This is a genomic window from Kitasatospora sp. NPDC093679, assembly GCF_040683455.1.
Taxonomy (GTDB): Bacteria; Actinomycetota; Actinomycetes; order Streptomycetales; family Streptomycetaceae; genus Kitasatospora; species Kitasatospora arboriphila.
Genome location: NZ_JBFBDW010000012.1, coordinates 48,695 through 69,553 on the forward strand (window position 1 = coordinate 48,695; position 20,859 = coordinate 69,553).

The following is a 20,859-nucleotide window of genomic DNA, read 5'->3' on the forward strand; positions in this document are numbered from 1 at the left end:
CCTTCGAAGACACGTCCTGGGGCTTCGGGCCGACGGCGAGCGCCCGGGTGCCGTCACCGGGTCCAGCGGGTCTCGGCGATGCCGCAGGCGTGCGCGGTCGACCCGGTGGCGCGGTAGCGGCGGCCGGCGAGCCAGGGGCCGAAGATGCGGGCGCCGGTGCCGGCGAAGCCCGGGTTGGTGAACAGCCGGAGTTCGTCGGCGAGGTCGTCCCGGAGCAGGGACGAGACCAGGCCGGCGCCGCCGAAGCAGACCAGGTCGCCGCCGGCCTCCTTCTTGGCGCGGGCCACGGTGTCGGCGAGCGGGCCGTTGAGCACGGTGGTCCGGGGCCAGTCCTGCAACGGGCGGCCGGAGCGGCTGACGACGAACTTCGGCAGGGTGCCGGTGGCCCGGCTGAACTCCCAGTCGGGGTCGGCGGGGTGCTGCTGCGCGGTGTGCGCCCAGTGCGCGAGGTACCCCTCGTCGGCCATCGGCCGGCTGAGCAGGATGCCGGAGGCGCCCGCGAGCAGGCCGTTGAAGGACGCGCGGAGGTCGGCGCTCCAGGGCCAGTCGGGGCCCCAGTTCCACAGCTGCCAGTCGGCGTCCGGCAGGCTGCTGTCGACGCAGCCGTCGATGGAGATCTGCATCGCCACGATCAGGCGGCTCATGGTCTCGTCCGTCCCCTCGTCACGGTCCAGGGCTGCGGACGGCCCGGGGCGCGGACCCGTCCTCCCGGATGTCTACCAGCCGGACGCCGTTCCCGCCGGGCTTCCGACCCGACACCCCTCCGCGGGGCTCCGGGGACTCGCCGAGCGCGGCTTCTGGGCATGAGTCGCACACTGACCTACCATCGGACGATCCGCCAGGATGACCGGCCCGGCCCGATGCGGAAGGCTGCGCACACCATGACGATCAGCGAGGCCCTGACGGTCGACCAGGTGATCGACCGGATGGAGCGGTTGCAGGCGACGTTCCCGGCCGGGGACGGCGTCGGGGTGTTCAACCACGTGTACCTGCGGGTGACCCGGCTGGTGGCCGAACGGCTCTCGGACGGCTACTTCGCCGACCCGGCCGGGATGTCCGAACTGGACGCGGTGTTCGCGGCCCGCTACCTGGAGGCGGTGGAGGCCGCGGCGAGCGGGCGGCGCCCGGCGCACTGCTGGCGTCCGCTGTTCGAGCTGCGCGGACGGGCCGACGTCCACCCGCTGCAGTTCGCGCTGGCGGGGATGAACGCGCACATCGAGCACGACCTCCCGCTGTCCGTGCTCGACACCTGCCGACTGCTCGGCCAGGAGCCGGAGGACGTCCGCGCGGACTACCACCGGATCAACGACGTGCTGGCGCAGGTGGAGGCCGAGGTGCGGGAGGAGCTGCTGCCCTGCCCGGACGAGCTGCACGCCGCCGACCGGCTGCTGCACGTGGTCGGGGTGTGGAGCATCGACCGGGCCCGGGACGCGGCGTGGGCGAGCGTGCTCGCGCTGTGGGAGCTGCGGCACTCCCCGCCGGTGGAGGACGCGGTGGCCGCGGCGCTGTCCCGCTCGGTCGGCATGGTCAGCCGGGCCCTGCTCACCCCCGTCGAGTGACGCACCACGGGTGCGCCCCCAGGGGCGCACCCGGACGCGGGAGCGGTCAGGCCCAGCTGGAGTGCAGCGGCTTGCCCTCGGCGTAGCCGGCCGCGCTCTGGACGCCGATGATCGCCTTCTCGTGGAACTCCTCCAGGCTGGAGGCACCGGCGTAGGTGCAGGAGCTGCGGACGCCCGCGACGATCGAGTCGATGAGGTCCTCGACGCCCGGGCGGGCCGGGTCGAGGAACATCCGCGAGGTGGAGATGCCCTCCTCGAACAGCGCCTTGCGGGCGCGGTCGTAGGCGGACTCCTCGGCGGTGCGGTTGCGCACGGCACGGGCGGAGGCCATGCCGAAGCTCTCCTTGTACTGGCGGCCGTCGGCGGTGGTCTGCAGGTCGCCGGGCGACTCGTAGGTGCCGGCGAACCAGGAGCCGATCATCACGTTGGACGCGCCGGCGGCGAGCGCCATGGCGACGTCGCGCGGGTGGCGGACGCCGCCGTCCGCCCAGACGTGCTTGCCGAGGCGGCGCGCCTCCTCGGCGCACTCGAGGACGGCGGAGAACTGCGGCCGGCCGACGCCGGTCATCATCCGGGTGGTGCACATGGCGCCGGGGCCGACGCCGACCTTGAGGATGTCGGCGCCCGCCGCGACGAGGTCGCGGACGCCGTCGGCGGAGACCACGTTGCCGGCCACGATCGGCACCTGCGGGTCGAGGCCGCGGACGGCCTGCAGGGCGCTGATCATCGACTCCTGGTGGCCGTGCGCGGTGTCGACGACCAGCACGTCCGCGCCGGCCTCGAGCAGCGCCTTGGCGCGGCCCGCGACGTCGCCGTTGATGCCGACGGTGGCGGCGATCCGCAGCTTGCCGTCGGCGTCGACGGCCGGGGTGTAGAGGGTGGCGCGCAGCGCGTTGCGGCGGGTGAGCAGGCCGACGAGGCTGCCGTCGGCGGCGACCACCGGGGCGAGCTTGCGGTGCGCCTCGTTGAGGCGGTCGAAGGCGGCGCGCGGCTCGATGCCCTCGTCCAGCAGCAGCAGGTCGCGGGACATCACCTCGGCGAGGCTGGTGAAGCGGTCGACGCCCTGGCAGTCGCCCTCGGTGACGACGCCGACGGGCTTGCCGTCCTCGACCACGACGAGGGCGCCGTGGGCGCGCTTGGGCAGCAGGGAGAGCGCGTCGGCGACGGTGTCGCCGGGGCTGAGGGTGATCGCGGTGTCGTGCACCAGGTGGCGGCCCTTGACCCAGCCGATCACCTCGGTGACGACCTCGATCGGGATGTCCTGCGGGATCGCGACCAGGCCGCCGCGGCGGGCCACCGTCTCGGCCATCCGGCGGCCGGCGATGGCGGTCATGTTCGCCACCACCAGCGGGATGGTGGTGCCGGTGCCGTCGTGGGAGGAGAGGTCGACACCCTGCCGGGAGCCCACGGCGGAGCGGCTGGGGACCATGAAGACATCGTCGTACGTGAGGTCGTACGCGGGCTTGAGGTCGTTCAGGAAACGCATGAAAGGGCTCTCTGGCTGGGCGGTAGGTACACCACGGGTGCGGTTGCGGCAGGGCCGGCGGGCACACTCGGGCGCCCCGCACCCAACCGTCAATGTTCATCGATACCCCGGGGTGGAGGCCAGTCCACACGCAAACCTTGAAGATCCACACAAGCCGTCGCGACGGCCTGCCGTCGAGGCTTGGAGGAAGCTACGAACCGGCCGCCCGCGCACCCAGTTGAACGCGTTCAAATTCTGCGGCATGATCCTCGCATCGAGGTCCGGGACCCGCCCGGGCCGGCGCCGCCGTGCCCTGCGCAACGGCGGCAGGGGGAGGAGAGGGGGGATCGTGGCCGACATCGGAAGAACCCGTCTCCCGGCCGCCGCGGTCGCACTGATGTGGTGGTACGAGGGCTTCTGGTGCAAGGTCTTCCCCGGCCGGGCGGACCAGCGCGCCATCGTCGAGGGGCTGCCGCTGCTGCCGGCCGGCGCGGTCACGCCGCTGCTGCTCGCCATCGGACTGGCCGAGGTCGCGCTCGGCGTCTGGGTGCTGCTCGGACACCGCCCGTACGCCGCCGCGGTCGTGCAGACCGTCCTGGTGGCCGGCTTCAACACCGGCGGGCTGCTCGTCGGCGCGGACCACATCCCCGAGCCCGGCCGGCTGGTCGTCCAGGACATCGCCTTCCTCGCGCTGATCTGGCTGGTCGCCGCCCGGCGCCCCGCGGACCGCGCACCGCAGTGGGCGGTGGCCCGGTGAACCGCTCCCCCGCCGCCCGCCCCGCCCCCGCCGACGGCACGCCGTGGCAGGACGGCCGTCTGATCGCCGGCCCCGCCGGCCGCCCCCGGGTGCTCTTCGGCCGGATGTACGAGGACCCGGCCGTCGAACTCTCCGTCTTCCCGCCGCCCGGCGCCCGGGTGCTCTGCATCGCCTCCGCCGGCGACACCGCCGCCGCCCTCGCCGCGGCCGGGTACGAGGTCACCGCGATCGACCTGAACCCCGTCCAGCTCGCCTACGCCCGCGCCCGCCTGGAGGGCGGCGCACCCGCGCTCACCGGCACCGCCGAACGGCTGACCGGCCTCGGCCGCGCCACGGCCGCAGCCCTGCTGCCGGCCTGGCGGCCCGCCGCCGTCGCCGGCTTCCTGCGCCTCGACGACCCCGCCGAGCAGCTCCGCCGCTGGTGGGCCGAGTTCGACGGCCCGGGGCTGCGGCTGCTCGCCGCGGGTGCCCTGCGGCCCGCCGGGGCGCTCGCCGCCGCCCTGCGGCCGGGCTTCCGCTGCGCCCTGCCGTCCGGCTTCGACACCGTGCTGCTCCGCCGGATCGCCCGGACGGTCGCCCGGCACCCCAACGCGGCCAACGACTGGGCCTGGCGGCTGCTGCTCGGCCGCGAACGCCCCGGCGCCACCGCCCTTCCGGCCGGCGGCGGGGTGCGGCTGGTGCTCGGCGAGGTCGTCGAACACCTGGAGCGCTCCACGGCCGGCCGCTACGACGCGGTGACGCTCTCCAACGTGGTCGACGGACCGGGGCCGGACTTCGCCCGCCGGCTGCGCGCCGCCGTCGAGCACGCGGTGCGGCCCGGCGGGGTCGCGGTGGTCCGCAGCCTCCGCGAACCCGGTCCGGCCGGGCCCGGGCTCGCCGCCGAGGACCGTTCGGTGATCTGGGGCGTGGTGCGGGCCGTCCGCACCGGGACGGACGGAGCCGATCCGCGATGAAACACCTGCTGCAACGCCACCCCGTCCCCATGCGGACCCGCTTCGCGCACTCGCTGGTCCTCACCTACGCCCTGCCGCCCGACGTCCTGCAACCCCTGCTGCCGCCCGGCCTCGCCCTCGACACCTACACCGACCCGGGCGGCACCGAGCACGGCTTCGTCGCCGCCGCCCTGGTCGACACCCGGGACCTGCGGCCCGCCTTCCTGCCGGCCGGCCTCGGCGCCGACCGGATCCTCACCGGGTACCGCGTCTTCACCCGCTTCCCGACCCCCACCGGGCGGACCATGCGCGGCCTGAAGATCCTCCGCAGCGACACCGACAGCCGGGTCATGGTGCTCGGCGGCAACCTGCTCTCCCGCTACCGCTACCGGCTCGCCCGGATCGGCAGCCGGGTCGTCGACGACACCCTGGAGTTCCGGATCGTCAGCCGCGACGGCAGGGCCGACCTGCACGTGCGGGCCCACCTCGGCGGCGCCCCCGCGGACCTGCCGGCCGGCAGCCCGTTCGCCTCCGCCAAGGACGCCCGCCGGTTCGCCGGGCCACTGCCCTACACCTTCGAGCACGAGCCGGAGACCGGCTCGATGATCGTGGTCAAGGCCACCCGGACCCGCTGGGAGCCGAGCCCGGTCGCCGTCGAACTGCCGACCCCGCCGACCTTCTTCCGGTACGGCCCCTTCGCCGGGACGACCCCCGTCCTCGCCAACGCCTTCCACGTCGCCGACCTCGAGTACGGCTGGGAGGCCGGCCGGCGCCGCGCCGAGAACGGGGCCGAGCGGTGAACCGGATCACGGCACGCGAGCAGCAGGAACAGCACGGGTTCTCCGGGCTGCGGGAGGTGGTCTACTACAACTGGCCGATGTACGTGGCGGGTTGCCTCGCCGCGGGGGCCGGTCTCGCGGTCTCCCACCGCCTGTCCGGGCCGGCCGCGCGGATCGCCCGGCTCGGTGCGGCGGCCGCCGCCGGACTGCTGGCGACCAGCACCGCCGCCACCTGGTGGGTCTACGACCGCTCGGAGCTGCAGACCTTCGACTGGCTGGACGAGCTGCTGCCGGCCGGCCCGGGCGAGCACCTGGTGGTCTCCGCCGGCCTCGACGAGACCAGCCGGCCCCTGGCCGCCCGCCGGCCGGACCATCCCCAGCGGGTGGTGGACCTCTACGACCGGGCGACGATGACCGAGGGCTCGATCCGGCGGGCCCGCCGCCGGGTGCCGCCCGTGCCGGGCACCCTCGCCGGACGGCCCGACCGGCTGCCCGCCGCGACGGACTCGGCGGACACCGTCCTCGTCGTCTTCGCCGCCCACGAGCTGCGCCGCGCCGAGGACCGGCGGGCGCTGTTCGCCGAGTTCGCCCGGGTGCTGCGCCCCGGCGGCCGCCTCGTCCTGGTCGAGCACCTGCGGGACGCCGCCAACACCGCCGTCTACGGCCCCGGCGCCCGGCACTTCTTCTCGCGGCGGACCTGGCTCGGCGCCGCCGCGGACGCGGGCCTGCACCCGGTCGCCGAACGGCGGATCGCCGGCCTGGTGACCGCCTTCGCCTTCACGCAGACCGACGCCCCGGACCGGAAGGACGGCACACCGTGACCCACCTGCTCACCCTGGAGGGCCAACTGCGGCTGGTGGGTGCCGCCCTGATCGCCATGGGCGCGCTGCACGCCGTCCTGCCGCGGTTCATCGGCTGGCCCTCCGACCTGGCCGGCACCACGCTGCTGACCCGTCAGGTCTCCTACGTGCACCTGTTCTTCATCGCCCTGACCTGCGTCCTGCTCGGCCTGCTGCCGCTGCTGCTCGCCCCCGACCTGCTCGCGGGCGGTCGGCTCGGCACCGCGCTGCTCACCGCGCAGACCCTCTTCTGGGGCATCCGCTGGCTCTTCGAGTTCGCGGTGTTCTCCCCGGCGCTCTGGCGCGGGGACCGGCTGCGCACCGCCGCGCACGTGGCGCTGTCGGTGCTGTGGACCTGGGTGACGGCGGTGTTCGCCTGCGCGCTGGTGGCGGTGCTCCGCGGTTGAGGCGCCGGTGCGGTGCGCGCGGCCGGGGGTGGGGCCGGGGCGCGGTCGGGATGCGGTCCGGGTGTGGTCAGAAGACGTGACCGGTCGCGTAGGCGTGCACCGGGTCCGGTCCGCCCTCCGTCCCGGTGCCCGTGCGGTCGGTGACCGAGACGACCCCGTCGACGGAGCGGCACAGCCGCACCACGAGCGGCGCGAGTCCCGGGGTCTCGATGGTGCCGCTGAGCACCACCCGGCCCTGCACCACCTCCACGCCGACCAGGGCCGGGCTCACTCCGTCGACCTTGCCCAGCACCTCCTCGACGATCTCCCGGTGGATCAGCCGGTCCTCGCGGAGGAACACCCGCAGCAGGTCGCCCCGGCTGACCAGGCCGGCCAGCCGGCCGTCGGCGTCGACCACCGGCAGCCGCTTCACCCCGTGCGCGGTCATCAGCCGGGCGGCCGCCACCACGCTCGCGCCGGGCGTGGTGCACAGCACCGAGCCGGTCATCAGCTCCGCCGCGGTCACCGCGGCCCTGCCGCCGTCGGGGCCGCCGTCCGCGGTGCCCGCCGGGGCCCTGTCCGCCGCGGACGCGGTCGCCGGGTCGTCCTCCTGGGCGGCCAGCGTGCGCAGCAGGTCCGCCTCCGAGACGATGCCGATCGGCCGGTCCTCGGCGTCCACCACCGGCACCGCCGTGATGTCGAACTCCGCCAGGAGCGCCACGATCTCCCGGAATCCGGTCTCCGGTGCCACCCGGACGACGTCCCGGGTCATCACCGACTCCACCGTGCGGTGCCCCATGACCAGCCTCCCTGCTGCCGTGCCCCGATCCTCACCCACCCCTGCCCCCAACGGTAGGGCCCTAGGACCCGTTCACGAACCGTCGCGCCCGGGAACCGCCGGGGCTCAGCCCGTCCGGGCGGCGGCGACGGCCCCGAGCCGCTTCCGGGAGGGCCGGCGGTCAGTCGGGGACGAGGACGGCGACGCCGGTGACGCGGTCGGCGGCGAGGTCGGCGAGGGCTTCGGGGGCGCGGCTCATCGGGTAGCGGCGGACGTGCACGGCGGGCGGGTGGGCGGCGGTCTCGGCGAGGTAGGCGCGGCCGTCGGCCCGGGTGTTGGCGGTGACGCTGCGCAGCGTGCGCTCCTGGAAGAGGTACTGGCGGTAGTCGAGGCGCGGGATGTCGGAGAGGTGGATCCCGGCCACCGCGAGGGTGCCGCCGCGGTCGAGGGCGGCGAGGGCGACGGGGACGAGGTCGCCGACCGGGGCGAAGAGGATCGCCGAGTCGAGGGGTTCGGGCGGGCTGTCGTCGGCGCCGCGGGCCGAGCTGGCGCCGAGGTCCTGGGCGAGCCTGCGGGCCTCGGCGGAACGGGTCAGCACGTGGACGCGGGCGCCCCGGGCGAGGGCGAGCTGTGCGGTCAGGTGTGCGGACGCCCCGAAGCCGTACAGGCCGAGGCGGCCGCCGGGCGGGAGGTCGGCGCGCTGGAGCGCGCGGTAGCCGATGATGCCGGCGCAGAGCAGCGGGGCGAGGTCCTCGTCGGGCGGGCCCTCCGGCAGCCGGTAGACGTAGTCGGCGTCGACCACGGCGTGGCCGGCGTAGCCGCCGGGGACGTCCCAGCCGGTGTAGCGGGAGTCCGGGCAGAGGTTCTCGCGGCCGGCGAGGCAGTACCGGCAGCTGCCGCAGGTGCCGGCCAGCCAGGCGGCGCCGACCCGGTCGCCCTCGGCGAAGTCGGTTGCCCGCGGCCCGGCCCGCAGCACCCGTCCGACGATCTCGTGGCCGGGCGGGCAGCCGGGCAGGTGCGGTGCGAGGTCGCCCTCGGCGAGGTGCAGGTCCGTCCGGCAGACCCCGCAGGCCCGGACCTCCAGCAGCAGGCTGCGCGGTCCGAGCGGTTCCAGCGGCCGTTCGACCCGGCGCAGCGGGCGGTCGGCGGCGGGTGCGGGGTGGTCGACGACCCAGGCGGTGGTGGTTCCGGTGGTCGTCCCGGTCTCGGCAGCCATCGGCTGTGGCCTCCCGTCGGCGCGGCCTCCCGGCGGTGCGGCCGGGCGGTGGACGCGGTGCGGCTTCCGCCTCCAGCATGCACCGCCACGGCAGCCCGGGCAGCCGCGCCCGGGCGCGGTCGTGCATGGGCGACGACGCGGCCCGGGCAGCACGGTTCGTGAACGTCCGGCCCACCGCGGCGACCGTGCGTGACCGTCGGCACCGCTCGGGGATCGCCGCAGGTGGGGGTGGGCCGGGTGGGGGGAGGTGGCCGGGTGGTGCGCGTGGCGGGGTGCCGGTGGGGCCGGTTGGAGAGACGCTTGAGTCCGAAGCCGGCGGTAGGAGGCGTACTATGCGCACCCACTTCCCCGGCCGTCGCGGGAATTCCCGGTGGCGGCGCCTGGTGGTGCATCTGCGGCTGGCGGTCGGCGCGGACGCCGGGCCGCTGTGGCGGCCGGTGGACCGGTCGCGGAGCCGGGCCCTGCTGGCCGCGTGGCTGGCCGTGGTGGTGGCGGCGGCCGGCGCGGGGGCGGCGGCGCTGTTCATGTACTGGTCGGCGCAGGCGGACGCGGCGCGGGCGGCGGCCCGGCTGCACCGGGTGCCGGCGGTGGTCCGCAGCGAGCCTCAGCAGGCGGACCTGAGCGCCTCCGGGGCGCCGGCGGGTGGCTACCGGGCGCTGGCGACGTGGACGTACCCGGCCGGGCACACGGTGACGGAGGAGGCGGCGGTGCCGAGTTCGGCCGGGCCGGGTTCGCAGGTCGGGGTGTGGGTGGACGATGCGGGCCGGGCCGCCGAGGGGCCGCGGTCGACCTCGGACATCGTGGCGACCACCGGCTTCGTCGTGCTGGGCGGCTGGGCGGCCGCGGCTCTCACCTGCGCTGTCGGGTACAGCGTGCGGCGCAGCCGGTTGCAGCGCCGGGCGGAGGAGGAGTGGCAGACGGACTGGGCGGTGGTCGAGCCGACCTGGACGGGCCGCGCGGGAGGCCGCAACGGCTCGGACGCCTGATCCCGTGACCGCGTGAAGCGCCGACCGCAGGGCGGAGGGGCACAGCAGGTGGCCCTCCGCCTCCGCGTGCCGCGTGTGCGCGGTCAGTTGACGTGGACGACGGGGCTGCCGGGCCGGCCGGTGTCGGTGACGGGGCCGTAGGTGGCGGAGAAGTATCCGTCCGCGGGGCACAGGCCCGATCCGCCGCTCTTGGCGAAGTGCTCGTTGTGGAAGGCCAGGCCGTGGGCGGTGTTGTCGGCGGCGCCGGTGAAGGCGCCGCTGAGCTGGTAGCTGCAGGTGATGGTGCCGAACCAGGTGGCGAGCACGGCGGTGGCCTGGATCGGCCCGGCCGGGCCTGCGGTGAGGGTGACGGGGTACCCGGCGGTGTCGTCGACCGCGACGGTGTAGGGCAGGTTGCCGACGGTCAGGCTCTTCACCGCGGTGACGCCGGTGACGTTGCTGGTGCACGAGCCGAAGGCCATGCCGGTGAGGGACTCGGTGGCGGTGCCGGGTGCGGCGGGGTTGGTGAGCACGGTGGCGGTGAACTGCGAGGTGCCGCAGGTGACTCCGGTGGCGCTGGTGGCGGTGGAGTAGAAGGTGGCCCGGGTGGTCGCGGCGAGCGGTGCCGCGAGCACGTCGCCCACAGCGACGGCGTCGCCGGTGGCGTCCCCGGTGGTGAGGACGGCAGCGGCGGCCGGCCGCGGCGCGGCGGCGGCCGGGGCGGAGAGGGCGGGGAGACCGGCGGCGGCGGTCGCGAGCAGGGCGGCGGCGAGCAGGGCGGGGCGGCTGGATGAGCGCATGGGTGGGCCTCTTCCTCGGTGAGGGGGTTCGAGAAGACGCACGTTCGCCGCTCCGGACGGGTGAGGGGCGCCGGAGCTCCTTACCCTTGTAGGTCCATGTCGGTACACCGTCAATACAATCGGCGGAACTTGCTGACGAATAGTCAGCAGCGCCCGCGCCGGCCGGTCTGCTACGGTCGTCCGGCGGCCGGCCGCGGGACTCCGGTGCGACTTCCGGAAGGCGCCTTTACCGCGATAATTCGCAGCTCGTGCCCCCATTCCCCGGCCGGCCCGCCACACCGACGGGGGCTGAACCATGGAGACGCCGGGCGATCTGGTCGCCGCCGAGGACGTGCTGCTGTTCGTGAACGCGGCGGTCACGGCCACCGGCCAGCGCGAGTTCCACACCGACGCGGCCGAGCAACGGCTGTCGCTGGACTTCCTGCACGCGTACATCCTCGGCAACTACCGCGACCTGTACGCGGCGGTGCTCGCCCTGGACGTCAACGACCACAACGCGGCGATGATCGTACGCCGGCTGCTGGAGACCTCTCGGGAGGCCACCGACGTGCAGCGCCGCACCGAGGGCCGGCTGATCGCGCGCCGCCTGGCGCTGATGCCGCCGCAGCGGGTGTACCGGCTCTTCGCCGGGCTGCGCCGGGCCGGGGTGAACAACCGGCGCACCCGCGCGGTCGTCCGGGACTGGATCGCGGCCCGGCCCGACGCCGCCCTGGACGCGGTGAAGTACCGCGGCGGCTTCCGCACGGCCCTGCGGCACGCGCACCTGGCGCCGCCCGGGCCGGAGTTGGGCGACTTCGCGTTCGGCGGGGAGAAGTCGCGGCAGGGCCGGTCCTTCGACTCGCCGCTGCTGGACGCCTGGCGGCGGGCGCACTACCAGAAGTCGGCGGTGTACGAGCTGCCGTACACGGTGGCCGAGGGTTTCGCGGCGAAGCACGGGATCCCGCGGGCGGCCTTCCTGGAGCGGATCGCGCCCCGGATGACCCGGCTGGAGCGGCTGCGGCTGCAGGAGTCGGCCCGCGCCGCGGGGGCGGACGCCGTCGCGGTGGACCTCGCACGGATGCCGCTGACCCGGCTGGCCGGGTACGTCCTCGGGCTGCCGGTCGAGCAGCGGCGCGCCCGGCGGGCCGAGCTGACGGCGGCGCTGGAGGCCGCGGCGCGGCGCACGGCGGGTACCCGGCAGGGCACCTGGGGCCGGGTGGCCGCGGTGCTGGACGACAGCTTCTCCTCGTACGGCTCGGGGCAGAAGCGGCGGCGTCCGCTGGCGGTGGCGCTGGCCTGCCACCACCTGCTGGCGGTGCTGGCCGCGGAGTACGTCCCGCTGTGGACCTCGGGGCGCCGTGATGCGCTGCTGGCCCGGCCGTCCGGGGCGACGCCGCTGGGCCGGCGCGTCCTGGACGCCCTGGAGACCGCCCCTGAGCAGCTGGTGATCGTCTCGGACGGCTGGGACAACGCGCCGCCGGGCCTGGCCGCCGAGGTGCTGCGGGTGTGGCGCACCCGGCTGGATCCCGCCGGGGCGACGAGGATCGTGCACCTCAACCCGGTCTGGGACGCGGACGGCTTCGATGTGCGCCGACTCGCCCCCGGCGTGCCGACCGCCGGCATCCGGGACGCCGAGGACCTGGTGCCGCTGGTCGGGATCGCCCGGTTCGCCGAGGGCCGCACCGGACTGCCCGAGCTGACCGCGCACCTGGCCGAGCGGACGGCGGCTTTCCTGGCCGCCGGGGAGCACACCGGCGGCGGACCGGGCACCGGCGGGTCGGGCACCGGCAGGACGGACAGCGACGGGGAACACGACGGGGAGGCGGACGAGTGAGCGGGCTCGACCTGACGGGCCTGGCCACCGGGCCGGCCCAGGTGTGGGGCGGGGTGCGCCTGGTGCCGCTGCTGCGCGCGGCCCCGATCACCGACCTGCGGCTGCACCGGCGGGTGTTCGGGGACGCGTACGCCCCGGTCGCGCTCGACCGCCGCACCGCCTACCTGTCGTACGTGCCGCACGGCTTCGTCGCGGACTGGACGGACGACGGCTCCGCCGCCGCCTACGGCACCTCGCTCGGCGAGCGGGTGCCGGAGCGCGTACCGGTGCGCCCGCACCACCGGCTGGCCCGCCGGGAGGGCTCGAACCGGCTGCGTTTCCTGCCGCTGCACCTGGCGCTGGAGGGCTACCTCGCGCTGCACTTCGGCGGGCCCACGGTGCTCTGGGCGGAGTGGTCGCAGCGGGCGGTGCGCGCGGGGCTGTCGCCGCGCGCCGAGGAGGCGTACCGGGGTGCCGAGGTGCGCGGGCTGGCCGACGCGCTGCGGGTGTTCGAGATCCACCACGGGCAGTGCGGGGTGCTGGTGTACGTCGCGGACGCCCTGGCGGCGGCGTTCGCGGTGCCGCATCCGGAGGACTACCGGGCGCTGCACGCGACGCTGGTGCACGACCTGTTCGGCGAGCTGATCCACCACTACGCACTGCTGTCGGCACCGGTGCCGGAGTTCCGGGCGAGCATCCCGGGCCCGGGCATCCGCTCGCTGGCCGACCTGCGGGCGGCCGCGGACGGGCAGGAGCGGGCCTGGGCGGAGTTCCACGACGGCACGATGGCGGCGGGCCTGCTGACGGCCCCCGTCCGGTCCCGGCCGGTGTACCGGGCGGGCCGGTTCACCCTCGGCCGGTTCCTGCCGCAGTTCCGGCCGGGCGCGGAGAACCACATCGGCGAGACGATCACCGACGGGGACGGCCGGATCGCCTACCTGAAGACCTTCCGGCTGTCGGAGGCGCAGGTGCGCCGGGGGTTCCTGCTGGACACGCTCGCCGCGCACGACTGGCACCCGGGCTCGGCGGCGGCCGCGCTGAACGCCACCGAGGCGCAGTTGGGCCTGCGGCTGGAGGCGGCGGGCTTCGGGGCGCTGCTGCGGCAGGACGTGCTGGACGGGTACCGCAAGCGGGCCCGGGCGGGTGGGGACGGCGCCGCGGCTCAGCCGGCGGCGAGCCGGCGGCCCTCGTCGAAGTAGCGGGTGAGGGCGTCGGCCCCGCCGAGTTCGCGGACGGTGCGGGCGGCGCCGAACGGGGCGTTCCAGAACCCGCCGGTGCGCGGGGTGTGCGGGCCGACGTAGGCGTACGGCTCGGGCTGGTAGGAGTCGCCGGCGGAGACGCCGTAGTTGACCGCGTCGAGGGTGATGCCGAGGTCGAAGTGCTCGGGCCAGAGCACCGGTTCCGCGTCCGGGGCGAGGCGGCGCAGGGCGGTGTCGGCGGCGCCGAAGCAGTGGGCGATCCACTGGGCGGCCTGCGGGTCGGCGTCGACCGGGTCGTCGGAGGCGGCGCCGGAGCCGTCGTGGTACAGGCCCTCGGGCGGGCCGGGTTCGAGGCCGAGGGCCGTCGCGAGCGCGGCGCAGCTGGTGCGCCGCAGGGTGAGGCGGTGTCCCGGGGCCATCAGCTCGTCGCCGATGACCTGCAGGAAGGGTTCGGCCGTGGTGGCGAAGCCGCCCGGGTAGGCCCGCAGCCGGATGGTGCCGCTCGCCCGGTACTGCGGCCCGGCGAGCACCGTCTCGGCGACGGCGTGCAGGGCCCGGCGGGTGCGGACGACCGTGTCGATGTCCATGTCTTCATGGTGGCCTGCACCGGCGGGGACGGCACAACCCGTCGTCCGTGGCCAGGAGTCGACAGGTCGATGAGGCGACTTGTCGCCTCTGCCCCGCTTTCGCACGCCGGTGACCTGCGGAAGCGGATGGCTGCGGCCCCCGCCGGAACCCGCCGTGCGCCGCTCAGTGCCCGGCGCGGCGGCGGCGCAGCAGCACGGCGCCGGCGGCCGCCGCGGCGGCCAGCACGGCGACGACCACCGCCATCCAGGTCCAGGCGCTGTCGGCCTCGGCGGCGGCCGAGGTGCTGCGGATCGGCTCGGCGGAGGCGCTCGGCGCGGGGGCGGTGCCCACCGGGGCCACCGGTCCGCTGCTGGGCGCGGTGCCGGGGACGGCGGTGACGTCGACCTCGGCCTCGCCCCGGCCGAGCGCGGGGAAGCCCGATTCGACGACCACCTTCCAGTGGCCGGGCGGCAGTTGGCGGGCGGTGGTGTAGGTGCCGGGCTTGCCGGCGACCGCGACCAGCTGCCAGGGGCCTACCGCGCGGCCGTCCTGGGCGGTGGCGCTCAGGGTTCCGGCGATCTTCTCGTCGACCGGGTCGTGGTCGTTCTCCCAGGTGGCGACGGCGGTGAGGTGCCCGTCGACCAGGCTGGAGACGGTGAAGGCGATGGTGTCGCCGTGGGCACCGGCGGGCTGGGCCGTGCCGAGCACGGTCAGGCCGGTGAGGGCGGCGGCGGTGGCGAGGGTGCGCAGGCGCATGGGGTGGCTCCTGGTCTGGCCGGCGGGCGCGGGCGCCCGGTGGGACGGGACGGCCCGGTGGGGCGGGAGGGCCGACTCCCGCCCCACCGGGCTCGGGGGCGCCTCGTCAGGAGGCGGCCTGGATGGTCCAGTTCTGGTAGGACTGGCCGCTGGGCTGCTGCAGTTCCAGCAGCCAGCCGCCGTAGTACCAGCGCTTGCTGGTACCGAGGACGAGCGAGGAGCCCTTGGCGGTCAGCGCGTAGCCGCTGCCGGCGGAGGCGATCTTCCACTGCTGGCTGTCGGCGGACGAGCAGGGCTGCTGCATCACGTACTGGCCGGCGACGGCCTGGCCGCCGATCTGCAGGCACTTGTCGGAGCGGGCGGAGCGGATCTTCAGGTAGCCGTCGCCGGCGTCCTCGAACAGCCACTGCTGGTTGGAGTAGCCGTGCCGCTGGTAGCCGATGAGCACGGCGCCGTCGCGGGTGGAGCCGCCCCACATGTCGGCGGCCTGGCCGGTCAGGCTGTTGATCATCAGGTAGCGGGTGCCGGGCTTGGTCGGCGCGGGGCCGGCCGCCTTGGTGGTGCGGAAGGCGGTGGTGCGGCCGGGCTTGGCGGTCTTGCCGGACTTGTCCTTGACCGCGACGGCGACCTTGTACTCGGTGTCGGGCTTGAGGTTGACCAGGCGGACGACGCTGGAGGTGACGGTCGCGATGGAGCGGCCGTTGACCTGGAGGTCGTAACCGGAGGCGCCGCCGACCGCCGTCCAGCTGAGCACCGCCGAGTTGGTGGTGATCTGGCCGACCGTCACCTTGGGACCGGTGGTCGAGGTCGGGCTGGGGCTCGGGGTGGGCGTCGAGTCGGTCGGGCTCGGGCTCGGCGTCGGCGACTTGGTCGGGTCGGGCGTGGTCGGGCTCGGCGTCGGCGACTTGGTCGGGGTCGGCGTCGGGTTCGGGTTCGGGTTGGTGCCGCCGTTCGCGAACAGGAACTGGTTGTTGGCGATGTTCCAGTGCGTGGTCAGGTAGCTGCCCGGCTGCGGGTCGGTGTTGAAGTAGTCGTCGTGGTTGCAGTCGAGGCGGTCGTCCTCGGCCCGGTTCGGGCAGAGGGTCTGCATCTTCGGGTAGTACGGCGAGTCGGAGTAGCACATGATGTCCCACTCGTCGACGCAGTGCGCGCCCTTGCTGGTGTGCGGGGCGCTGTTGTTGACGGCACCGAGGTTGTGACCGAGCTCGTGGGCGGCGGTGGAGCCGCCCCAGCAGCCGTTGTCGGTGCGGCCGTAGGACGGGCCGAAGTTGGACAGGTTGTCCTGGCCGGGACGCTCGTCACCGTTGAAGGTGCCGATGCCGCAGTACACGTTGGCGTCCGCGAAGACCATGTACTTGCGGTCCTTGCGGTTGAAGCCCTGGGCGGCGAGCGCCTTGTTGCTGGCGCCGAACTCCTGCAGGGAGGCCGCGGACAGCTCGACGTTCAGCACCGAGACGGTGCAGTCGGCCTCGGTGACGAAGCGGATGTGCCGGACGCCGCCGGTCTCCTGGGCGCTCGCGTTGTAGATGGTGTCGGTGTCCGACGCCCACTTCTTGAACGAGGCGAGGTACTGCGCGAAGCGGTCGTTGCCCGGGGCGTGGACGTACATCACCTGGACGCGGTTGCCGGTCGAGCCGTCGCCCTCGCAGACCACCTTGGAGCCTTCGGCCGCGGCCCCCGCTCCGGCCGAGGGGGTGCCGGCGGGCGTGGCGGAGCCGCCGAGCGCCTTGCCGGTCTGCAGGTCGAGCACGGGCGGCGCGTCGCTCAGCAGGTCCGCGGCGGACGGTGCGGCGGCCGCGGTCGGGGTGAGGTCGGCGGGCTTCTCGGTGGTCGCGACGACCGGGGCGGTGCTCTTGTGGACGTCGACGCCGCGCGGCGGGGCGTCCGGGCCGTGGGTGCACAGGCCCTGCTCGTCGACCTTGTAGACGCCGACGCACTTGTCGCCGCTGGCGGCCGGCACGAGGCCGCCGTAGACCAGGCCGCGGGTCGGGTCGTCCTTGGGTATGGAGGTCACCGGGGCGGGCGCCTCGTTGTGGAGCGGACCGGCGGCCGGCGAGGGCTCCACCTCCTGCGCGATCACCGCGTCCGCGGAGGTGCTGAGCGGCTTGTCGCCCTCCAGCGCGGAGCCGATGGTGACGGCTCCCGCGATGAGTCCCGCGGTGATGGCGGTTGCGGTGAACATCAGTCCACGGCGATTGCGGCGACGGTGCGACGACGCTTTCCTGTGTGACATGTGTATCTCCTCGTCGGCCCTCGGTGGGGTGTGGTGCTTGCCGACACCTGGGAGATCCGTGGGACGGGAGGGGATAACAGGAATCCCAAACATTTTTTCGCGGTTGTTTTCCGACGGGACGTCAGGACCACGACGATCGGCCCGGTTGACGGGCCGTCCGAGTACGGAGGAAGGGGAGGACCGGTGGACGCACGACAGGTGGCCGCCTACCTGGACCGGATCGGCCTGCCGCGGCCGGAGCACGCGGACGCGGCGGCGCTGCGCGCCCTGCAGCTCGCGCACCTGCACGCCGTGCCGTTCGAGACGCTGAGCGTGGCCCGCGGCGAGCCGGTCGTGCTGACCGAACGGGCGCTCTGGGACAAGCTGGTGGAGCGCCGCCGCGGCGGCTTCTGCTACGAGCTCAACGGCGCCTTCGCCGGCCTGCTCACGGCGCTCGGCCACCGGGTGGAGCTGCTCGCCGGGCGGGTGTTCGGCCGGGACGGCCGGCCCGGGCCGCCCTTCGACCACATGGCGCTGCGGGTCCTGCTGGACGAGCCGTGGCTGGTGGACGTCGGCTTCGGCCGGTTCAGCCACCACCCGCTGCGGCTGGACGAGCGCGGCGAGCAGTCCGACCCCGCCGGCCGGTTCACGCTGCGGCCGCACGGCGCGGAGCTGGACGTGCTGATGGACGGCGAGCCGCAGTACCGGCTGGACCTGCGGCCTTACGCGCTGGCCGACTTCGGCCCGACCTGCTGGTGGCAGGCGACCTCGCCCGAGTCGCACTTCACCCGGTCCACCACCTGCTCACGGCTGACCGGCGAGGGCAGGATCACCCTCGCCGGCACCCGGCTGATCCGCACCGGCGCGGACGGCTCACGCAGCGAGGAGCAGCTGACCGGGGAGCAGGCGCTCGCCGCGTACCGCGAGCACTTCGGGATCGAGCTCGACGCGCTGCCGGTCAGCGCACCGCCGCGACCAGGGCGTCACTGACCGAGCGCCAGGCCACCCCGGCCTCGCGGAAGCCGGCCCCGACCAGCCGGGCGGTGTGCCACTCGGCGGGGTGGCTCTCGCCGTCGGCGTGGTCGCCGTGGATCGCGAAGCGGGCCGCGACGGCCTCGGCGAGTGCCGGGTCGTCGGCGGCCGCCCGCCACCAGGCGGCCCAGTCGAGGACGCCCTCGGCGCGCTCGCGCTCCTGGCGGGCGTGCTGCCGGGCCCGGTCGGCGGCGTTCAGCAGCGGGGTGTCCGGCTGCGGCATGTGGTCGGCGTTGACGAACAGGCCGCCGGGCCTGACCAGCCCCGCGAGGTCGCCGTACAGGCGCACCAGGGCGTCGCTGCCGAGCCAGTGCAGGGCGGTCGAGGTGAGCACCGCGTCGAACGCGCCGCCGTCCGGCAGCGGCTCCGCCCAGCCGGGGTCGTTCAGGTCGGCGGTGACGAGGGTGAGGCGCGGCTCGTCGGCGAAGTGGCCGCGGGCGATCGCGAGCAGCGCGGGGTCGACGTCCACGCCGACCGAGACCGCCCCGGGCAGCCGGGCGAGCAGCCGTTCGCTGATCGATCCGGTGCCGCAGGCCAGGTCGAGGACGCGCGGCGCCGGGCCGGCCACCGCCTCGACCAGGTCGAGCATCACCCGGAACCGCTCCTCCCGGTCGGGCAGGTACCACTCCTGCTGGCGGTCCCAGCTGCGCTGCCAGTCGTGCCAGGTCGTCATGCCCCACTCCCGTCGTAATGGCCGGATGAGCTGTTCATCTCTTACGCTAGCGAGAGCAGGTAACCCCTACAAGGCAGGTGGAGGTATTACTTTTCGCTCCGGCTCGGCAGGCTCCCGTAGCATTCGCCGGTACAGGCGGCACACCGAGGGAAGCAGCAGCAGGCATGACGGCGGGCCCGGACACCCAGACCCAGATCCAGCAGCACGACGAGCAGGACATCGACTTCGGCCCGGGCATCGACCCCGAGCGCCTGGCCCTGTGCCTGGACGTGCTCGCCGAACTCGACGACCTGCACGTGGACCACCCGGACGCGATCACCGTCCGCCGGGCGGTCGGCGGCATCTTCCGCACGCTCAAGCAGCGCCGCCGCCAGGAGACCCGCGCCCGCAAGACCGCCAACGACCGGCTGGTCACCTCGCGGACGGCGACCGGCGCACCCGGCCGGATCGACGACGAGACGGCCGGCGCCTTCGGCCTGACCACCGAGACCACCACCGAGATCGCCGGGATACTCGAGCGCCCCCGCTCCTGCTACACCTGCAAGCAGCGGTACGTCGAGGTCGACGCCTTCTACCACCAGCTGTGCCGCAACTGCGCGGCGCTCAACCACGCCCGCCGCGGCGCCCGCGCCGACCTCACCGGGCGGCGCGCCCTGCTCACCGGCGGCCGCGCCAAGATCGGCATGTACATCGCGCTCTGCCTGCTGCGGGACGGCGCGCACACCACCATCACCACCCGCTTCCCCAACGACGCGATCCGCCGCTTCAAGGCGATGCCGGACAGCGACCGGTGGATCGACCGGCTGAAGATCGTCGGCATCGACCTGCGCGACCCGGCCCAGGTGATGGCGCTGGCCGACGAGGTCGCCTCGGACGGGCCGCTGGACATCCTGATCAACAACGCGGCGCAGACCGTCCGCCGCCCGCCGGAGTCGTACCGCGAGCTGGTGGCCGCCGAGTCGGCCCCGCTGCCGGCCGGCGTACTGCCCCCGTCGACCGTGATCGGGCGCTTCGGCAGCGGCAACGTGGACCTGCCGGCACTGCCCGGCCAGGCCTCCGGCGAGGGCGAGCGGATCAGCGCCGAGGACGTCACCGCCCTCGCCCTGGTCAGCGGCTCCGCCTCGCCGGCCCGGATCGAGGCCGGCACCGCGATCGACGCCGGCGGCCTGGTGCCGGACCTCGCCTCCACCAACAGCTGGGTGCAGACCGTCGACGAGGTCGGCCCGATGGAGCTGCTGGAGGTGCAGCTCTGCAACTCCACCGCGCCGTTCATCCTGATCAGCCGGCTCCGGCCGGTGATGGCCGCCTCCCCCGCGCGGCGCAAGTACATCGTCAACGTCTCCGCCATGGAGGGCGTGTTCAGCCGCGGCTACAAGGGCGCCGGCCACCCGCACACCAACATGGCCAAGGCCGCGCTGAACATGCTCACCCGCACCAGCGCCGAGGAGATGTACCGGACCGACGGCATCCTGATGACCAGCGTCGACACCGGCTGGATCACCGACGAGCGGCCGCACCCCGACAAGATGCGGCTGCACGACGAGGGCTTCCACGCCCCGCTCGACCTGGTCGACGGCGCGGCCCGGGTCTACGACCCGATCGTCCGCGGCGAGCTCGGCGAGGACCTGTACGGCTGCTTCCTCAAGGACTACTCCAAGGCCGCCTGGTGACGGCCGACGGCCCGGCGGCCGGTGGCGGGCAGGCCGGTGGCGGGCCGATCATCGGTGCGGGGGTCATCGTGCCCACCACCGACGGCCGGGTGCTGATCGGACGGCGCACCACCGCGGGCGAGCCGCCGACCTGGAGCCTGCCCGGCGGCAAGGTCGACGGCACCGGCGAGTCCTTCGAGGAGGCCGCCGCCCGTGAACTCGCGGAGGAGACCGGCATCGTGCTGCCCGCGGCCGCGATGCGGGTGCTGGCCGTGCTGCTCGACCACGAGCTCGGCCGGCCACGGCTGACCGCGGCCGTCCTCGCACCGCCGAGCGACGCCCCCGCGGTCGTCACCGAGCCGCACAGCTGCGCCGGCTGGGAGCGGGTCCCGGTGGACGCGCTGCCCGAGCCGATGTTCCACCCGTCCGGGCTGGTGCTGGCCCGCTGGCTGCCCGGTTACCCGGGGCCGGCCGGCGCGCACGTCTACCCGTTGGTCTGAGCC

General features: G+C 75.0%; 21 protein-coding genes. 12 read left to right on the forward strand and 9 right to left on the reverse strand.

Going from position 1 to position 20,859, the window contains the following annotated elements; genetic code table 11:
- Positions 1–53 precede the first annotated feature (53 nt).
- Positions 54–644, reverse strand: a complete 591-nt coding sequence (locus tag AB0O09_RS13000) for a dihydrofolate reductase family protein (RefSeq protein ID WP_363541668.1) — start codon at positions 642–644, stop codon at positions 54–56.
- Between the two features lie 237 nt (positions 645–881).
- Between AB0O09_RS13000 and AB0O09_RS13005 the strand changes: the two genes are divergently transcribed.
- Positions 882–1,559, forward strand: coding sequence for a DUF5995 family protein (locus AB0O09_RS13005; RefSeq protein WP_363541669.1), 678 nt, complete (start codon positions 882–884; stop codon positions 1,557–1,559).
- 46 nt (positions 1,560–1,605) lie between these two features.
- On the opposite strand, the gene AB0O09_RS13010 is transcribed toward AB0O09_RS13005, so the two are convergent.
- Positions 1,606–3,045 carry a GuaB1 family IMP dehydrogenase-related protein gene (locus AB0O09_RS13010; protein ID WP_363541670.1) on the reverse strand — a complete coding sequence of 480 codons (1,440 nt, stop codon included), beginning with the start codon at positions 3,043–3,045 and terminating at the stop codon, positions 1,606–1,608.
- 328 nt (positions 3,046–3,373) lie between these two features.
- On the opposite strand from AB0O09_RS13010, the gene AB0O09_RS13015 reads away from it, so the two are divergent.
- Genes AB0O09_RS13015 through AB0O09_RS13035 form a run of 5 tightly spaced genes read left to right on the forward strand, consistent with a single transcriptional unit; the run spans position 3,374 to position 6,738 of the window.
- Complete coding sequence (locus AB0O09_RS13015; RefSeq protein WP_363541671.1) at positions 3,374–3,781, forward strand: DoxX-like family protein; 408 nt, start codon at positions 3,374–3,376, stop codon at positions 3,779–3,781.
- Positions 3,778–4,734: a DUF3419 family protein gene (locus tag AB0O09_RS13020; RefSeq protein WP_363541672.1), complete on the forward strand. Its 957-nt coding sequence runs from the start codon at positions 3,778–3,780 to the stop codon at positions 4,732–4,734. The genes AB0O09_RS13015 and AB0O09_RS13020 overlap by 4 nt, the downstream gene beginning before the upstream one ends.
- Positions 4,731–5,513, forward strand: coding sequence for a DUF2071 domain-containing protein (locus AB0O09_RS13025; RefSeq protein ID WP_363541673.1), 783 nt, complete (start codon positions 4,731–4,733; stop codon positions 5,511–5,513). Before AB0O09_RS13020 ends, AB0O09_RS13025 begins: the two co-directional genes overlap by 4 nt.
- On the forward strand, positions 5,510–6,313 hold the full coding sequence (locus AB0O09_RS13030; protein WP_363541674.1) for a methyltransferase domain-containing protein: 804 nt from the start codon (positions 5,510–5,512) through the stop codon (positions 6,311–6,313). The genes AB0O09_RS13025 and AB0O09_RS13030 overlap by 4 nt, the downstream gene beginning before the upstream one ends.
- The gene (locus AB0O09_RS13035; RefSeq protein WP_359985573.1) at positions 6,310–6,738 is read left to right on the forward strand and encodes a hypothetical protein; all 429 of its coding nucleotides are present in this window, start codon (positions 6,310–6,312) and stop codon (positions 6,736–6,738) included. Before AB0O09_RS13030 ends, AB0O09_RS13035 begins: the two co-directional genes overlap by 4 nt.
- Before the next feature lie 67 nt (positions 6,739–6,805).
- Here AB0O09_RS13035 and AB0O09_RS13040 read toward each other — a convergent pair whose 3' ends face one another.
- Both AB0O09_RS13040 and AB0O09_RS13045 read right to left on the reverse strand, forming a co-directional pair.
- The gene (locus AB0O09_RS13040; protein WP_363541675.1) at positions 6,806–7,516 is read right to left on the reverse strand and encodes a CBS domain-containing protein; all 711 of its coding nucleotides are present in this window, start codon (positions 7,514–7,516) and stop codon (positions 6,806–6,808) included.
- Positions 7,517–7,676: 160 nt separating this feature from the next.
- On the reverse strand, positions 7,677–8,711 hold the full coding sequence (locus AB0O09_RS13045) for a zinc-dependent alcohol dehydrogenase family protein (protein WP_363541676.1): 1,035 nt from the start codon (positions 8,709–8,711) through the stop codon (positions 7,677–7,679).
- A gap of 332 nt (positions 8,712–9,043) precedes the next feature.
- On the opposite strand from AB0O09_RS13045, the gene AB0O09_RS13050 reads away from it, so the two are divergent.
- Entirely contained in the window at positions 9,044–9,697 is a 654-nt protein-coding gene (locus AB0O09_RS13050; RefSeq protein ID WP_363541677.1) for a hypothetical protein, read from the forward strand.
- Positions 9,698–9,780: 83 nt separating this feature from the next.
- Here the strand turns inward: AB0O09_RS13050 and AB0O09_RS13055 are convergent, their stop codons facing one another.
- The gene (locus tag AB0O09_RS13055; RefSeq protein WP_363541679.1) at positions 9,781–10,476 is read right to left on the reverse strand and encodes a Tat pathway signal sequence domain protein; all 696 of its coding nucleotides are present in this window, start codon (positions 10,474–10,476) and stop codon (positions 9,781–9,783) included.
- Positions 10,477–10,771: 295 nt separating this feature from the next.
- On the opposite strand from AB0O09_RS13055, the gene AB0O09_RS13060 reads away from it, so the two are divergent.
- Both AB0O09_RS13060 and AB0O09_RS13065 read left to right on the forward strand, forming a co-directional pair.
- Positions 10,772–12,289 (forward strand): hypothetical protein, encoded by a 1,518-nt coding sequence (locus AB0O09_RS13060; protein WP_363541680.1) that lies wholly within the window; start codon positions 10,772–10,774, stop codon positions 12,287–12,289.
- Positions 12,286–13,467 carry a hypothetical protein gene (locus AB0O09_RS13065; RefSeq protein WP_363541681.1) on the forward strand — a complete coding sequence of 394 codons (1,182 nt, stop codon included), beginning with the start codon at positions 12,286–12,288 and terminating at the stop codon, positions 13,465–13,467. Before AB0O09_RS13060 ends, AB0O09_RS13065 begins: the two co-directional genes overlap by 4 nt.
- Here the strand turns inward: AB0O09_RS13065 and AB0O09_RS13070 are convergent.
- From AB0O09_RS13070 to AB0O09_RS13080, 3 genes are all read right to left on the reverse strand, one after another.
- A complete protein-coding gene (locus AB0O09_RS13070) occupies positions 13,431–14,054 on the reverse strand; it encodes a hypothetical protein (RefSeq protein WP_363541682.1) in 624 nt (207 codons plus the stop codon). The genes AB0O09_RS13065 and AB0O09_RS13070 overlap by 37 nt on opposite strands.
- Before the next feature lie 163 nt (positions 14,055–14,217).
- Positions 14,218–14,790, reverse strand: coding sequence for a hypothetical protein (locus AB0O09_RS13075; RefSeq protein WP_363541683.1), 573 nt, complete (start codon positions 14,788–14,790; stop codon positions 14,218–14,220).
- Positions 14,791–14,896: 106 nt separating this feature from the next.
- Positions 14,897–16,972 carry an RICIN domain-containing protein gene (locus AB0O09_RS13080; RefSeq protein ID WP_363541684.1) on the reverse strand — a complete coding sequence of 692 codons (2,076 nt, stop codon included), beginning with the start codon at positions 16,970–16,972 and terminating at the stop codon, positions 14,897–14,899.
- Positions 16,973–17,206: 234 nt separating this feature from the next.
- On the opposite strand from AB0O09_RS13080, the gene AB0O09_RS13085 reads away from it, so the two are divergent.
- Positions 17,207–17,992: an arylamine N-acetyltransferase gene (locus AB0O09_RS13085; RefSeq protein ID WP_363541685.1), complete on the forward strand. Its 786-nt coding sequence runs from the start codon at positions 17,207–17,209 to the stop codon at positions 17,990–17,992.
- Here the strand turns inward: AB0O09_RS13085 and AB0O09_RS13090 are convergent.
- Positions 17,961–18,707, reverse strand: a complete 747-nt coding sequence (locus AB0O09_RS13090; protein WP_363541686.1) for a methyltransferase domain-containing protein — start codon at positions 18,705–18,707, stop codon at positions 17,961–17,963. The genes AB0O09_RS13085 and AB0O09_RS13090 overlap by 32 nt on opposite strands.
- Before the next feature lie 164 nt (positions 18,708–18,871).
- On the opposite strand from AB0O09_RS13090, the gene AB0O09_RS13095 reads away from it, so the two are divergent.
- A complete protein-coding gene (locus tag AB0O09_RS13095) occupies positions 18,872–20,377 on the forward strand; it encodes an SDR family NAD(P)-dependent oxidoreductase (RefSeq protein WP_363541687.1) in 1,506 nt (501 codons plus the stop codon).
- Positions 20,374–20,856 (forward strand): NUDIX domain-containing protein, encoded by a 483-nt coding sequence (locus tag AB0O09_RS13100; RefSeq protein WP_363541688.1) that lies wholly within the window; start codon positions 20,374–20,376, stop codon positions 20,854–20,856. Before AB0O09_RS13095 ends, AB0O09_RS13100 begins: the two co-directional genes overlap by 4 nt.
- The last annotated feature ends 3 nt before the right edge of the window (positions 20,857–20,859 follow it).

Bases quoted from the DNA above. Each gene is read 5' to 3' on its own strand.
- AB0O09_RS13050 (WP_363541677.1), top strand. From the start codon at position 9,044: ATGCGCACCCACTTCCCCGGCCGTCGCGGGAATTCCCGGTGGCGGCGC.
- AB0O09_RS13060 (WP_363541680.1), top strand. From the start codon at position 10,772: ATGGAGACGCCGGGCGATCTGGTCGCCGCCGAGGACGTGCTGCTGTTC.
- AB0O09_RS13075 (WP_363541683.1), bottom strand. From the start codon at position 14,790: ATGCGCCTGCGCACCCTCGCCACCGCCGCCGCCCTCACCGGCCTGACC.
- AB0O09_RS13095 (WP_363541687.1), top strand. From the start codon at position 18,872: ATGACGGCGGGCCCGGACACCCAGACCCAGATCCAGCAGCACGACGAG.
- AB0O09_RS13055 (WP_363541679.1), bottom strand. From the start codon at position 10,476: ATGCGCTCATCCAGCCGCCCCGCCCTGCTCGCCGCCGCCCTGCTCGCG.
- AB0O09_RS13090 (WP_363541686.1), bottom strand. From the start codon at position 18,707: ATGACGACCTGGCACGACTGGCAGCGCAGCTGGGACCGCCAGCAGGAG.
- AB0O09_RS13000 (WP_363541668.1), bottom strand. From the start codon at position 644: ATGAGCCGCCTGATCGTGGCGATGCAGATCTCCATCGACGGCTGCGTC.
- AB0O09_RS13070 (WP_363541682.1), bottom strand. From the start codon at position 14,054: ATGGACATCGACACGGTCGTCCGCACCCGCCGGGCCCTGCACGCCGTC.
- AB0O09_RS13010 (WP_363541670.1), bottom strand. From the start codon at position 3,045: ATGCGTTTCCTGAACGACCTCAAGCCCGCGTACGACCTCACGTACGAC.
- AB0O09_RS13080 (WP_363541684.1), bottom strand. From the start codon at position 16,972: ATGTTCACCGCAACCGCCATCACCGCGGGACTCATCGCGGGAGCCGTC.
- AB0O09_RS13040 (WP_363541675.1), bottom strand. From the start codon at position 7,516: ATGGGGCACCGCACGGTGGAGTCGGTGATGACCCGGGACGTCGTCCGG.
- AB0O09_RS13025 (WP_363541673.1), top strand. From the start codon at position 4,731: ATGAAACACCTGCTGCAACGCCACCCCGTCCCCATGCGGACCCGCTTC.
- AB0O09_RS13045 (WP_363541676.1), bottom strand. From the start codon at position 8,711: ATGGCTGCCGAGACCGGGACGACCACCGGAACCACCACCGCCTGGGTC.
- AB0O09_RS13005 (WP_363541669.1), top strand. From the start codon at position 882: ATGACGATCAGCGAGGCCCTGACGGTCGACCAGGTGATCGACCGGATG.